Genomic DNA, 13,585 nt, shown 5'->3' with positions numbered 1-13,585 from the left:
CGTCACCCCGTGATCCTGACCGTGGTCGTCGAGCCCCAGATCGCGAAGCTGAGGAAGAAGTCGGCGACCACGACGGTGACGATCGAGGTGCGGATGGCCCGTCCCACCGCCATGCCCACCCCGGCCGGGCCACCGGAGGCGGTGTAGCCGTAGTAGCAGTGGATCAGGATGATCGCGACGGCGAGGAAGATCAGCTTGCCGAAGGACCACAGCATGTCGACCGGTGGCAGGAACTGCAGGAAGTAGTGGTCGTAGGTGCCGGCCGACTGCCCGTAGATCACCGTCGTGATCAGCCGCGGCGAGAGGTACGACGAGAACAGGGCCACCACGTAGAGCGGGATCACCGCGATGAACGCCGCGATCATCCGGGTGGTCACCAGGAACGGCAGCGACGGGATCCCCATCACCTCGAGGGCGTCGATCTCCTCGGAGATCCGCATCGCGCCGAGCCGGGCGGTGTAGCCGCAGCCGACCGTGGCGGCCAGCGCGATCGAGGAGACCAGCGGCGCCACCTCGCGGGTGTTGAAGTAGGCCGAGATGAAGGCCGTGAACTTGGCGACGCCGAGCTGGCTGAGCGAGGCGTAGCCCTGGATGCCCACCTCGGTGCCGGCGAAGAAGGCCAGGAACGCGATCACCCCGACCGTGCCGGCGATCACCGAGAGCCCCCCGACGCCGAAGGCGACCTCGGCGAGGGTGTTCCAGATCTCGCGGCGGTACCGGGTCAGCGCCCGCGGGGTCCAGGCGAGCGCCTTGACGTAGAAGAGGAGCTGGTCGCCGCGCTGCTCGAGGCCGGCGCGTCGCTCCCGGTAGAAGGCGGAGCCGAATTCGCTGAAGGCGGACATCACAACCCCGGCTGTGGGACGACTTGGAAGTAGATCGCGGTGATGATGGCGTTGAGGAAGAACAGCAGCATGAACGCGACGATCACCGACTCGTTGACCGCGCGGCCGACGCCGCTGGGCCCGCCCCCGGCGTTGAGCCCCTTGTAGGCGCCGACGATGGCGGCCAGCCACCCGAAGACGGCCGCCTTCACCATCGCGATCCAGAGGTCGGGAAGGCTGGCCAGGGCGGTGAAGGAGGAGAGGAACGCGCCCGCCGAGCCGCCCTGGATGATCACCGTGAAGAAGTAGCCGCCGCCGATGCCGGCGCCGATCACCAGCCCGTTGATCATCAGCGCGACGAAGACGGTGGCGACCACGCGCGGCACGACCAAGCGCTCCAGCGGGTTGATCCCGAGCACCTCCATCGCGTCGATCTCCTCGCGGATCTTGCGCGCCCCCATGTCGGAGCAGATGGCCGAGCCCGCGGCGCCGGCGATCAGCAGCGCCGCCGCGATCGGGGCGGCCTCGCGGACCACCGCGAGCACCGCCGAGGCGCCGGCGAAGGACTGCGCGCCGAGCTGCCCGGTGAGGCTGCCCACCTGCAGGGAGATGACGGCGCCGAACGGGATCGACACCAGGATCGTGGGGAACAGGCACACGCTGGTGATGAACCAGGCCTGCTCGATGAACTCCCGGGTCTGGAACTTCGTGGTGAAGATCAGCTTGGTCACGTCGACGACCATCGCTGCGAGCTCACCGGGCCCTCGCAGCACGGAAACGGCGGAGAATCCCATCGCTCACCTCCCGTGTTCGCCGACGGCCGTGCCGAGAATAGAACCTGTTCTCGTTTTGCACAACGCCTGTATGAACTCTGAGTTACGCCTTCCGGTGCGCCCAACGAGCGCGGCCCGATGTGGTCACGCTCACACTCCAGGCGATCGAGATCGGGCGCCAGGGGCGTCTAGACGACCGAGGTCAGGGTGCGACGACGCCCTCGGGCAGCGCCCGGGCCCGGGCGCGTGCCAGCCGGCGGTAGCGCCAGACCTGGAGCAGGCCGATCGCCCACAGCGGGTACTGGGCGCTCATCGCCCAGCGGAACGCCTCCGGCGTGTACGCCGTGCCGTCGCCGGGCGTGCGCCAGTCGAGGATCAGGCCGATCGCCACGACCAGGACCAGGCTGGCGTAGAAGCCGCCCTGGTTGACGATGCCGCTGGCGCTGGCCATCCGGTCCGGCGGGTTCGCCGTGCGGGCGACGTCGAAGCCGATCATCGAGGCGGGACCGCCGACGCCCACCACCACCGCCAGCAGCACCAGCAGCCACGCCGGCGCGGCCCCCGGCCAGGCGAGCACCGCGGTCCACACCACGACGATCGAGGAGACGATGCCGAGCACCATCGTGGAGCGGTGCCAGGGGAAGGCGCTCACCAGCCAGCCCAGGATCGGCCCCGCGGTCATCACCGCGACCACGATCAGGGTCAGCAGCAGTCCCGCCTCCCCCGGGCTGCGACCCTCGCCGCGCACGAAGAACGGGTAGCCCCACAGCAGGCTGAGCACGGTCGCGCTGAACTGGGTGGAGAAGTGCATCCAGAAGCCCAGCCGGGTGCCGGGATGCGACCACGAGGTGGCCAGGCTGCGACGGATCGCGGCGAACGAGAAGGCCGGTCCGCGCAGGTTGCGCGCCCGCGGGGAGTCGTGCACCACCACCGCCAGCGCCACCGCGAGCACCAACCCGAGCAGGGCCGTGGCGAGGTAGGAGCGCGACCACCCGAAGCTGCCCAGCGCCCAGGTCATCGGCACCGCGGCTCCCACCGCTCCCAACTGGCCGAGGGTGCCGGTCAGCTGGGAGACCAGCGGGATCTGCCGAGTGGGGAACCAGGTGTTGACCAGCCGGAGCACGCAGATGAACGTCATCGCGTCGCCGATCCCCACGAACACCCGGGCGAGCAAGGCGAGCGCGTAGGAGTCGGAGAAGGCGAACCCGGTCTGCGCCGCCGACAGCAGCAGCACCCCGCCCAGCAGCACGCTGCGCGACCCGAAGCGGTCGACCGCGAGACCGACCGGGATCTGCATCAGCGCGTAGACCAGCAGCTGCAGCATGGTGAACGTGGCGAGCTGGGAGGCGGAGATCCCGAACCGGTCGGTCGCGGCCAGCCCCGCCACCGCCAGCGAGGAGCGGTGGAACACCGCGAGCAAGTAGACCGACATGGCCACCCCCCAGACGACGAGGGCGCCGCGGGGGCGGACGTCGACGGCGTGGCTCACCGCCCCATCCTAGGAACGGCCGCACCCCGCCCGGATCCGGCCCGCCCCGGGCGTCGTCGGGCCTAGGATCGCGCCATGCCCCCCACCGACCCCTGGTCCGCGTTCGACCACGATCCGCGCCTGCCCCAGAACGCGGCCCTGCGGGCGGGACACCGGGACCGCGACGTGGTCCGCCAGGTCCTCACCGAGGCCTACGGCGACGGGCGGCTCGACCGTGACGAGCTGGAGCACCGCACGTCCGCCCTCGAGGCGCCGATCCCCCTGAGCGCACTCGCGCACCTGGTCGCGGACCTCGTCCCGTCCACGACGCCCGGGTGGTCCCCGCCGCCGCCGACTCCGCTGCCGCCCAGCGGCCGGGGGCTCGCGGCGTACGAGTCGGCCCGGCGGCACGCGCTGCTGGGATTCCTCGTGCCGTCGGTGATCTGCACCATGGTCTACCTGGCGACGTCGTTCGGCGGGGGCTTCTACTTCCCGTGGCCGCTGATCGTCATGGCGGTCACCGGGATGAACCTCGTGCGCACCCTGGTGCGGCGCCCCGACATCATCGCCGAGGCGAGCTGAGCCGGCTCAGCGCGTCGCCTCCATCATCTGACGCAGCTCCTTCTTGAGCTCGGAGATCTCGTCGCGCAGCCGGGCAGCGACCTCGAACTGGAGCTCGGCGGCGGCGTTCTTCATCTGGTCGGTGAGGTCCTGCACCAGCTGGGCGAGCTCGGCGCTGGGCATCCCGGCCAGCCCCTCGGTGCGCCGCCCGGCGGCGTCGCGGGTCAGCGCGGGCACCGGCTGCTTCTTCTTCGCCGAGGCGCCGTCGCCGTGCTGCCAGGTCTCCAGGAGCTCGCGGGTGCTCTCGTCCTCGCGGGCCAGCATCTCGGTGATGTCGGCGATCTTCTTGCGCAGCGGCTGCGGGTCGACCCCGTGCGCGGTGTTGTAGGCGACCTGCTTGGCGCGCCGGCGGTTCGTCTCGTCGATGGCGGACTCCATCGACGCGGTGATCTTGTCGGCGTACATGTGCACCTGGCCCGAGACGTTGCGCGCCGCCCGGCCGATGGTCTGGATCAGCGACTTGTCCGAGCGCAGGAAGCCCTCCTTGTCGGCGTCGAGGATCGCGACCAGCGAGACCTCCGGCAGGTCGAGGCCCTCGCGGAGCAGGTTGATGCCGACCAGCACGTCGTACTGCCCCAGCCGGAGGTCGCGCAGCAGCTCGATCCGCTTGAGGGTGTCGACCTCGGAGTGCAGGTAGCGGGTGCGGATGCCGGCGTCGAGGAGGTAGTCGGTGAGGTCCTCGGACATCTTCTTGGTCAGCGTGGTGACCAGCACCCGCTCGTGGCGCTCGGCGCGGGCCCGGATCTCGTGGATCAGGTCGTCGATCTGTCCCTTGGTGGGCTTGATGATGACCTCGGGGTCGATCAGGCCGGTGGGGCGGATGATCTGCTCGACGGTGTTGGCGACGCCGCCCACCTTGTCGAGCTCGTAGTTGCCGGGGGTGGCCGAGAGATAGATCGTCTGGCCGATCCGCTCGAGGAACTCCTCCCACTTGAGCGGTCGGTTGTCCATCGCGCTGGGCAGCCGGAACCCGTGGTCGACCAGGTTGCGCTTGCGGGACATGTCGCCCTCGTACATCCCGCCGATCTGCGGGACGGCGACGTGCGACTCGTCGATGACGGTGATGAAGTCCTCGGGGAAGTAGTCGAGCAGACAGTTGGGCGCCGAGCCGCGGGCGCGGCCGTCCATGTGCATCGAGTAGTTCTCGATGCCCGAGCAGGACCCGACCTGGCGCATCATCTCGATGTCGTAGGTGGTCCGCATCCGCAGCCGCTGCGCCTCCAGCAGCTTGCCCTGGCGCTCGAAGGTCTCGAGCTGGTCGGCGAGCTCGAGCTCGATGCCGCGGATGGCGCGCTCCATCCGCTCGGGTCCGGCGACGTAGTGGGTGGCCGGGAAGAGGTAGAGCTCCTGGTCCTCGGTGACGACCTCGCCGGTGAGCGGGTGCAGCGTCATCAGCCGCTCGATCTCGTCGCCGAAGAACTCGATGCGCACGGCGTGCTCCTCGTAGACCGGGAACACCTCCAGGGTGTCGCCGCGGACCCGGAACGTGCCGCGGGTGAACGCCATGTCGTTGCGGGTGTACTGGATCTCCACCAGCCGGCGCAGGATCGAGTCGCGGTCGTGCTCCTCGCCGACCTTGAGCCGGATCATCCGGTCGACGTACTCCTGCGGGGTGCCCAGGCCGTAGATGCAGGACACGGTCGAGACCACGATCACGTCGCGGCGGGTCAGCAGCGAGTTGGTCGCCGAGTGCCGCAGCCGCTCGACCTCCTCGTTGATCGAGGAGTCCTTCTCGATGTAGGTGTCGGTCTGCGGGACGTAGGCCTCGGGCTGGTAGTAGTCGTAGTAGCTGACGAAGTACTCCACCGCGTTGTCCGGGAAGAGCTGGCGCAGCTCGTTGGCGAACTGCGCGGCCAGCGTCTTGTTGGGCTGCAGCACGAGCAGGGGGCGCTGCACCTGCTCGGCGACCCAGGCGACAGTGGCGGTCTTGCCGGTGCCGGTGGCGCCGAGCAGGACCACATCCTCGACCCCGGCGTTGATCCGCTTGGTGATCTCCGCGATCGCGGCCGGCTGGTCGCCCGAGGGCTGGTAGTCGGAGACCACGTGGAACGGCGCCACGCGGCGCTCGAGATCCGTGACTGGACGCATGCTCCGAGCCTACGGGTTGGCGCCGACACCGGCCCGGTCGGCAACCGGACCGGGCTCGCGGCCCCCCGGCACGCCGCGCCCCGATAGATTGACCTCGTGCCCAGCCTCCCCCGCGTGTCCACCGACGTCTGCCTCAAAGTGCTGCAGCGCACGCTGCTCGCCCTGTTCGGGGTCCAGTTCGCGTTGGCCGTCGGGATGAGTCTGGTCGACTCCTACCGCCGCCGGGGCAAGCGCCCCAAGCCCTTCCCGACCACCGAGCCGAAGCCGGTGCGCATCGGCGAGGGCGAGGTCACGCCGTACACCTTCGGCCAGAACCTGTACGACGACATGCTCGCCGCCATCGAGTCCGCCCAGAAGCGGATCCTCTTCGAGACCTACATCTGGAAGGGCGACGAGGTCGGCGAGCGGTTCAAGAGCGCCCTCGCCGCCGCGGCCGACCGCGGCGTGGAGGTCTACTGCATCTACGACGCCTTCGCGAACCTGGTGGTCTCCCCGCGCTTCAAGCACTTCCCGAGCAACATGCTGGTGCTGCCCTACCCCGTGTACTCGGCCGGCCTGCGCTTCTTCAACCTGCGCCACTACGGCCGTGACCACCGCAAGATCCTCGTCGTCGACGGCGAGGTCGGCTTCGTCGGCGGTTACAACATCGGCTCGGCCTACGCCACCGAGTGGCGGGACACGCACGTGCGGATCACCGGCCCCGGGGTGTGGGACCTGGAGCGGGCCTTCGCGGACTTCTGGAACCTGCACCGGCGCAAGCGCTTCCGCAGCAGCGAGCGCCCGCTGCTGCTCGAGACCGCCTCGCACTGGGAGCCGCAGATCCGCTTCCACCGCAACGTGCCGCGGCTGTGGATGTTCCCGATCCGCTCGATGTACCTCGAGGCCATCCACCGGGCCACCCGCAACATCTGGATGACGCACGCCTACTTCATCCCCGACCAGGACTTCGTCGACGCACTCAAGGACGCCGCCCGTCGCGGCGTCGACGTCCGCCTGCTGATCCCGCACAAGTCGAACCACATCGTCGCCGACTGGATCTCGCGCGGGTACTTCTCCCAGCTGCTGGGGGCGGGGGTGCGCATCTTCCGGTTCCGCGACGCGATGGTGCACGCCAAGACCTCGACCATCGACGGCAACTGGTCGACGGTCGGCACCGCCAACGTGGACCGGCTGAGCCTGCAGGGCAACTACGAGATCAACGTGGAGATCATCCACGAGGGCATGGCCCGGGCGATGGAGGACATCTTCCACACCGACCTGAGCAACTGCCTGGAGCTGCGCGCCGACGAGTGGGAGGCCCGCGACTTCCATCGCAAGTTCACCGAGCACGTGCTGCAGCCCTTGCGCCCGCTGCTCTGAGGCAGCGGGCGCAGCGGGCCGCAGGCGACGCAGCTCACCAGCGGCGCAGGCGCCAGACCTGTCCGCTCCACTCCGGGTTCCCGCCGATGCCGGCGGCCGGGGAGACGGAGAACGCGCTGACGAAGGGGATGCCTCCGCGCAGCGCCAGTCCAGCGGGGAAGGGCACCTCGCGCGCGGCCCTGGCCCCACCGGGCCGGACCCGGACGACCTGACCGGGGAAGCACGTCGGGATCTGGTCGAAGCCGCAGTCGCCGCCGAAGAGCTCGGAGACGTACATCGTGCCGTTGGCCGCGACGTCCACGCCCGTCACGGTGGTGAAGCCTCCCCAGGAGCGCAGCAGGCGGCCGTCGCGGCTGAACCGGTGCACCTTGGCCTTCCCGGGCTGCTCGGAGTGCAGCTCGCCGACGTAGACCCGCCCGTCGGCGCCCAGGGTCAGCACCGTGGGCACGGCGTCGACCCGGCGCCCGTACTCCGGCATCAGCGCCCACAGCGACAGCCGGCCGTTGCGCAGCTGCAGGATCGAGTCGCCGGCGGCGTCGGCCACCAGCACCCGGTCCCGCAGGGCCAGCACGGCATAGGGGTTGCTCTCCACGCCCTCGCCGTCGGGGTCGCGGCGCCGCTCGAACCGGGCGATGTCGGCGATCGCCCGGCTGCCGCCGCCCGCGAGGCCGGCCAGCAGCTTGCCCGACTGCCAGCCCGGCAGCGAGGCCGGCAGCTCGGGCGGGGCCTGGGCGATCACGGCGAGGAACCGCCCGCCGGGACGCTTCCCGGCGCCGTCGGAGCCGGCCGCGAAGCTGCCGTCCGGGCCGGCCATCGAGAGCAGCCGCCGCATCACGTCACGCCGCGGGCCGCCGGGGGTGAACACGGTGACCTTGCCGGTGCGTCCTACGCAGGTGGTCTCCTCACCCTCCCCGGTGCAGCCGGCGGGGCCCGCCGACCCGCGCCCGGCCTGCGCCAGCACGAGACGGCGGCCGTCGGCGGTGACGCTGAGCTGGCGCGGGTTGTCCAGCCCGTCGAGCACCACCCGGTGGGCGGCCGGCCGAGGCGAGACGGGCGAGGGCGCCGCCGCGACCGGGCCGGGCGTCGTGGCGCCGACGGCGACGAGCGGGCCCACCGTCGCCAGGGCCAGGGTGGCGAGGGCGAGTGGGGTTCGACGACGAGCACCCATGGGATCACCTCGTGCTGCGAGTGCGGCAGATCCCTGCACGCTAGCGACGAGCGGGCACCGTGCCATCGTTCAACCTGGGTAATGGCTGGTGGTCTTCCGCGGGTGCCTCAGCCGCGCGGCGGCAGGTGGGTGCGGGGGGCCAGCCGCGGGCCGCGCCGGGGACGGTGCAGGCCGGCCAGCACGACCAGCGCCTGGACCCGCCCGCGATGCGGGCGCCACGGCTCCAGCAGCTCGGCGAGCATGTCGTCGTCGACGGGCGCACCGGTCAGCGCCCAGCCGATGTCCTTGGCGACGTGGTAGTCGCCGAAGCTGACCGCGTCGGCGTCGCCGAGCGCCCGCGAGCGGGTCTCCGCGCTGGTCCACACGCCGATGCCCGGCAGCGAGCGCAGCCTGCGGTCGGCCTCCTCCACCGACACCTCGGTGACGCGCTCCAGGGAGTCCGCCACCCGGGCTGCGGTGACCACGGCACGGGAGCGGGCCGGGTCGACGTGCATGCGCAGCCACTCCCACGACGCGATGCCGCGCAGCACCTGTGCCGTCGGCTGCAGGCGCAGCCGCAGATCGGCGGCAGGGCCGGGCGCCGGCTCGCCGAAGCGCTGGACCAGCATCCGGAACCCGGCGTAGGCCTCCTGCCCGGTGACCTTCTGCTCCAGGATGGCCGGTACCAGCGCCTCCATCACCAGCCCGGTGCGGCCCAGCCGCCAGTCCCCGTGCCGGCGCCAGGCCTCGACGAGGACCGGGTGCCGCGGCTCGAAGCCGGACGGGTCGTCGGAGTCGCCGAGCAGGTCGGGCACCGACGCGAGCGCCCACTGCGCCCCCGGGCCCCAGGCGCCGGCGTGGACCTCCCCCTCGGCCGCCCGCTCGGCGAGCACCAGCGTCGCCGGCCCCTCCGGCGTGCGCAGCGCCCGCCAGTGCCGGCCCGCCGCGTCGATGCGGTACGTCGGGTCCCCGGGCCCGCGGCGGTGCGGGCGCAGGATCCGCGCCACCGGACAGGGCCGGCCCGGGCGCCACACTCGGGTGTGCGGCGCGGCAGCGACAGGTCCACCCACTTCCACGTCCCCGACGCTAGTCGACGCCTGCCTTGCGCATGGACCGGGCATGATGGGCCGATGCTGCTGCACGACCTGGTCCGCGCCTCGGCGGAGGTCGCGTCCACCCGCTCCCGCAAGGCGAAGGTCGCCGCGATGGCCGAGGTGCTGCGCGCGGCCGCCCCCGACGAGATCGAGACGGTCACCGCCTACCTCTCCGGGACGCTGCGCCAACGGCGTACCGGGCTGGGCTGGCGCAGCCTGACCCGGCTGCCCGAGCCGGCAGCGGAACCGGCGTTGAGCGTGAGCGAGGTCCACGACGACTTCGAGACGATCGCCGCACTGGCCGGGCCCGGCTCCCAGGCGCTGCGGGCCGACGCGGTGACCCGGCTCTTCGCCCGCGCCACCGCGGCGGAGCAGACCTGGCTGCGCGGCCTGGTCACCGGCGAGGTCCGCCAGGGCGCGCTCGACGCGCTCGTCCAGGACGCCGTCGCCGCGGCCGCGGGCGTGCCCGTCGCCCGGGTGCGCCGCGCGGTGATGCTGGCCGGCGCGACCACCCCGGTGGCGGTCGCCGCGCTGAGCGCCGGGGAGCCGGCGCTGGCCGCGTTCACCTTGGAGGTCGGCCGACCCGTGCACCCGATGCTCGCCTCCAGCGCTCCCGACGTGGCCGCGGCGATGACCAAGGCCGGCGGCGGGGACGCCGAGGTCGCGGTGGAGACCAAGCTCGACGGCATCCGGATCCAGGTGCACCGCAACGCCGACGAGATCCGCATTGCCACCCGCACGCTGGAGGACATCACCGCCCGGCTGCCGGAGGTGGTCGCGGTGGTGCGGGGGCTGCCGGCCAGCCGGGTGGTGCTCGACGGCGAGGTGCTGGCCATCGGCCCGGACGGGCGACCCCGGCCCTTCCAGGAGACAGCCTCGCGCACCGCCAGCAGCAGCGGCGTGCACGTCACGCCGTACTTCTTCGACGTGCTGCACCTCGACGGGCGCGACCTGCTCGACGCACCCGGCCGTGAGCGCGCGGCGGCACTGGAGGCCCTGGTCCCACCCGAGCACCGGGCGCCGCGGCTGGTCAGCGCCGACCCGGTCGAGGCCGAGCGCTTCCTGAAGGCGGCCCTGGCCGCCGGTCACGAGGGCGTGGTGGTGAAGAGCCTCGACGCGCCGTACGACGCGGGTCGCCGCGGCGCGGCCTGGGTCAAGGTCAAGCCCGTGCACACCCTCGACCTGGTGGTGCTCGCGGTCGAGCGCGGCAGCGGGCGCCGCTCCGGGTGGCTCTCCAACATCCACCTCGGCGCCCGCGACCCCGACACCGGCGAGCTGGTGATGGTCGGCAAGACGTTCAAGGGGATGAGCGACGAGATGCTCGCCTGGCAGACCCAGCGGTTCCGGGAGCTGCAGCTCTCCGACGACGGCTACACCGTGCAGGTGCGCCCCGAGCAGGTCGTCGAGATCGCGCTGGACGGGGTGCAGCGCTCGCCGCGCTACCCCGGCGGCGTCGCGCTGCGCTTCGCGCGCGTGGTGCGCTACCGCGACGACAAACCGGCCGCGCAGGCGGACACCATCGACGTGGTCCGTGCGCTGGGCGGCGGCTGACCCTAGGCTCGGCGGATGGACATCGACACCGTGACCGTCGGCCTGCCGGTGCGCGACCTGGCCGAGGCCGTGCAGTGGTATGGCCCGGTCCTCGGGCTGGCCGGCCCCGACCTGGAGCCGGCCGACGGCGTGGTCGAGTTCCAGCTCGGCCCGATCTGGCTCCAGCTGGGCCAGGAGCCGGTCGAGCGCACCGGCGCCGAGGTCGTCGTCCGGTTCGGTGTCGCGGACGCCGCGGCCGAGCACGCGCGTCTGGAACGGCTCGGGATCGACGTCGGTCCCCTCGAGCACGTCCCCGGCGCCGTGCGCTACTTCGACTTCCGCGACCCCTTCGGAAACGTGCTGTCGTGCTACTCGGCAGGCGACTGAGCGACGCGATCTGCGCCACTGTCCGCGCACAGCCGTGACACGTCGGGTTGCATCGCCTCTTAGGATTCCTCCATGAGCAGTACGCCCACCCCTCCCGAGGCGGACACCGATCGTCGTCGCTCCGCCGCCGCGACTCGCCGCAAGGCACGCGAGAAGGAGATCCTCGACGCGACCCGCGCGCTGTTCGACGAGCGCGGGGTGCGCGACGCGCAGATCGAGGACATCGCCCGCTCGGTGGGCGTCAACCGGGCGATCATCTACCGCCACTTCACCGGCAAGGAGGAGCTGTTCGCGCTCACCCTGGTCGGCTACCTCGACGAGCTGCGTGCGGCTCTGGCGGCTGCCAGCGGCGCCCACCAGGCTCCCGCCGACCAGCTCAGGGCCATCGTCGAGGCGTTCGTCGACTACGGCGTGGAGCACCCGGCTTTCGTGGACTGCGCACAGACCCTGATGCGCCGCACCGGCCCCGAGCTCCTCGACGAGATCAGCGAGAGCGCCCTGTTCCGCCTCGGCCGCGCCATCTCCGGCTGCCTCGCCGAGCTGACGGCCGTCCTCGAGGCCGGCGTCGCCCGCGGAGACTTCCAGGTCGCCGACCCCACGCTGCTCGCCAACACTCTCTACGCCAGCGGTCTGGGCTCGCTGCAGCTGGCTCGCGTCGGCATCCTGGTCAAGGAGGCAGCGCCGGGCATCCCCACGGTCGGGTCGATCTCCCCCGAGCAGGTGCGCGACTACCTGGTAGCCACCGCGCTGGCCCTGGCCACCCGACCCGGCTGAGCAAGCCGCACGTCACTGCGCCGCGACGTCTCGCCCCGATCGCGTCCGGCCCGCCCCTCGGAGGCCACCGTCAGCGTGACGGTCGAGCCCACCGGCAGGTGACCGGACGGCTCCACCGCGAGCACCTCCCCCGCGTCGGCCACCGACGGCGACTCGTCCCGGACCGCGATCAGACCGGCTCGCTCCAGTCGCGCCACCGCCTGCGGATAGGGCGTGCCGACGACCTCGCTGGCCCGGAGCTGGACCCTGCCCGAGGCCACGGTCAGCCGGACCGGCGTGCTCTCGTCGATCTCCTCTCCCGGCTCCGGACTCTGGCTCAGCACCATCCCCGCGGCGACGCGCGGGTGGTCGACCACCGTGCGCGTCATCTCCAGCTCGCTGTCGGCCAGCTCCCGGGCGGCGTCCTGGACGGTCATGGCGACCACGTCGGGCACGACCCGGTCTGCGGAGGCGGCGCCCAGCACCACGACGCCGACCATGGCGACCAGCCCGATGACCACCCCGGAGGCCAGCAGGGTTCTGCGCCTGCCGCGCGGCCGCTCCCCGCTCGCCGGGTCCGGGTCGGGGTCCGGGTCGGGGTCCGGGGAGGCGGCCCGGGGCGACGGTGACGCGGCGTCCGGACCGGGCGGAGGATCCTCGGGGCCCTCGAGGGAGGCCCCGGCTCCGGCCGGCTCGGTCAGCTCGCGTCCCAGCAGTCCCGCCGCGAGCTCCGCGACCACCACCGCACCGCGCGGACGCTCGGCGGGGTCCTTGGCGAGCAGCGCCATCACCAGCCCACGCAGCGACGCCGGCACCTCCGCCCCGAGCGGAGGCACGTCGTCGTTGATGTGGGCCAGCGCCGTGGCGACCTGGGAGTCACGACGGAAGGGGCGCAGGCCGGTCAGGGACTCATAGGCCACCACGCCCAGGGAGTACAGGTCCGAGCGGGTGGTCGCCATCCTCCCCGAGATCTGCTCGGGACTGATGTAGTCGACGGTGCCGACGATCGTCCCGGTCAGGGTGAGGGGGTCCGTCGACTCCGAGCGGGCGATCCCGAAGTCGACCAGCACCACCCGGTGGTCGCGGGTCACGAGCATGTTGGCCGGCTTGAGGTCGCGATGGACGATCCCCGACGCGTGGGCCGCGGCGAGTGCCGCAGCGACCTGCTCGATGACCTCCAGCACCTCGTGCGGCGTCAGCGTGCGACGTTCGCGCAGGATGTCCGAGAGCGCCACCCCCTCGACGTACTGCATCACGATGTAGGGCGTGGACGGCGTCGTCGAGGTGTCCTCGCCCAGGTCGTGGATCTCGGCGATACCGGGATGGTGCAGGGCCCCGGCGAGCTGCGCCTCGGCGCGCAGCCGGGCCCGCTGCATCTCCTCGTCGCCCCGGGCGGCGGCACGCAGCAGCTTCACCGCCACCGTGCGCCCCAGGACGGTATCTCGCGCGCGATGCACCGACCCGGTTCCCCCCGAGCCCACCTCGGCCTCCAGGACGTACCGCCCGTCGAAAAGCTCGCCCACACGGCTCATACACCTCTCGGT

At 72.1% G+C, this 13,585-nt stretch carries 12 protein-coding genes; 5 read left to right on the top strand and 7 right to left on the bottom strand.

Features of this window, described 5'->3' with window-relative positions; translation table 11 throughout:
- Positions 1–2: 2 nt before the first annotated feature.
- The 3 genes from AC6EI4_RS17595 to AC6EI4_RS17585 form a co-directional block, all read right to left on the bottom strand.
- Complete coding sequence (locus AC6EI4_RS17595) at positions 3–842, bottom strand: MlaE family ABC transporter permease (protein ID WP_498424699.1); 840 nt, start codon at positions 840–842, stop codon at positions 3–5.
- A complete protein-coding gene (locus AC6EI4_RS17590; protein WP_498424696.1) occupies positions 842–1,615 on the bottom strand; it encodes an MlaE family ABC transporter permease in 774 nt (257 codons plus the stop codon). The genes AC6EI4_RS17595 and AC6EI4_RS17590 overlap by 1 nt, the downstream gene beginning before the upstream one ends.
- 181 nt (positions 1,616–1,796) lie before the next feature.
- Positions 1,797–3,083, bottom strand: a complete 1,287-nt coding sequence (locus AC6EI4_RS17585; RefSeq protein WP_498424695.1) for an MFS transporter — start codon at positions 3,081–3,083, stop codon at positions 1,797–1,799.
- 75 nt (positions 3,084–3,158) lie between these two features.
- Here AC6EI4_RS17585 and AC6EI4_RS17580 point away from each other — a divergent pair, with 75 nt between their 5' ends.
- The gene (locus AC6EI4_RS17580; protein WP_498424693.1) at positions 3,159–3,644 is read left to right on the top strand and encodes a DUF1707 SHOCT-like domain-containing protein; all 486 of its coding nucleotides are present in this window, start codon (positions 3,159–3,161) and stop codon (positions 3,642–3,644) included.
- 6 nt (positions 3,645–3,650) lie between these two features.
- On the opposite strand, the gene uvrB is transcribed toward AC6EI4_RS17580, so the two are convergent.
- Positions 3,651–5,771 carry an excinuclease ABC subunit UvrB gene (gene uvrB, locus AC6EI4_RS17575; protein ID WP_498452250.1) on the bottom strand — a complete coding sequence of 707 codons (2,121 nt, stop codon included), beginning with the start codon at positions 5,769–5,771 and terminating at the stop codon, positions 3,651–3,653.
- Between the two features lie 96 nt (positions 5,772–5,867).
- Here uvrB and AC6EI4_RS17570 point away from each other — a divergent pair, with 96 nt between their 5' ends.
- Entirely contained in the window at positions 5,868–7,130 is a 1,263-nt protein-coding gene (locus AC6EI4_RS17570) for a phospholipase D-like domain-containing protein (RefSeq protein WP_498424690.1), read from the top strand.
- A 34-nt stretch (positions 7,131–7,164) separates the two neighbouring features.
- Here AC6EI4_RS17570 and AC6EI4_RS17565 read toward each other — a convergent pair whose 3' ends face one another.
- Positions 7,165–8,298 (bottom strand): ScyD/ScyE family protein, encoded by a 1,134-nt coding sequence (locus AC6EI4_RS17565; RefSeq protein WP_498452249.1) that lies wholly within the window; start codon positions 8,296–8,298, stop codon positions 7,165–7,167.
- Between the two features lie 107 nt (positions 8,299–8,405).
- Positions 8,406–9,353 carry a DNA-3-methyladenine glycosylase family protein gene (locus tag AC6EI4_RS17560; RefSeq protein ID WP_498452248.1) on the bottom strand — a complete coding sequence of 316 codons (948 nt, stop codon included), beginning with the start codon at positions 9,351–9,353 and terminating at the stop codon, positions 8,406–8,408.
- A gap of 54 nt (positions 9,354–9,407) precedes the next feature.
- Here AC6EI4_RS17560 and AC6EI4_RS17555 point away from each other — a divergent pair, with 54 nt between their 5' ends.
- The 3 genes from AC6EI4_RS17555 to AC6EI4_RS17545 all read left to right on the top strand — a co-directional run bounded on the left by AC6EI4_RS17555 (position 9,408) and on the right by AC6EI4_RS17545 (position 12,062).
- Positions 9,408–10,922: an ATP-dependent DNA ligase gene (locus AC6EI4_RS17555; RefSeq protein WP_498452247.1), complete on the top strand. Its 1,515-nt coding sequence runs from the start codon at positions 9,408–9,410 to the stop codon at positions 10,920–10,922.
- Positions 10,923–10,937: 15 nt separating this feature from the next.
- On the top strand, positions 10,938–11,288 hold the full coding sequence (locus AC6EI4_RS17550; protein WP_498452246.1) for a VOC family protein: 351 nt from the start codon (positions 10,938–10,940) through the stop codon (positions 11,286–11,288).
- A gap of 72 nt (positions 11,289–11,360) precedes the next feature.
- Entirely contained in the window at positions 11,361–12,062 is a 702-nt protein-coding gene (locus AC6EI4_RS17545) for a TetR/AcrR family transcriptional regulator (protein ID WP_498424683.1), read from the top strand.
- Here the strand turns inward: AC6EI4_RS17545 and AC6EI4_RS17540 are convergent.
- Positions 12,017–13,573 (bottom strand): protein kinase domain-containing protein, encoded by a 1,557-nt coding sequence (locus AC6EI4_RS17540; RefSeq protein ID WP_498452245.1) that lies wholly within the window; start codon positions 13,571–13,573, stop codon positions 12,017–12,019. The genes AC6EI4_RS17545 and AC6EI4_RS17540 overlap by 46 nt on opposite strands.
- Between the last annotated feature and the right edge of the window lie 12 nt (positions 13,574–13,585).

The sequence above is a fragment of the Nocardioides sp. Z43_10 genome (assembly GCF_059766615.1).
This window is presented reverse-complemented; position numbering and strand designations above follow the sequence as displayed.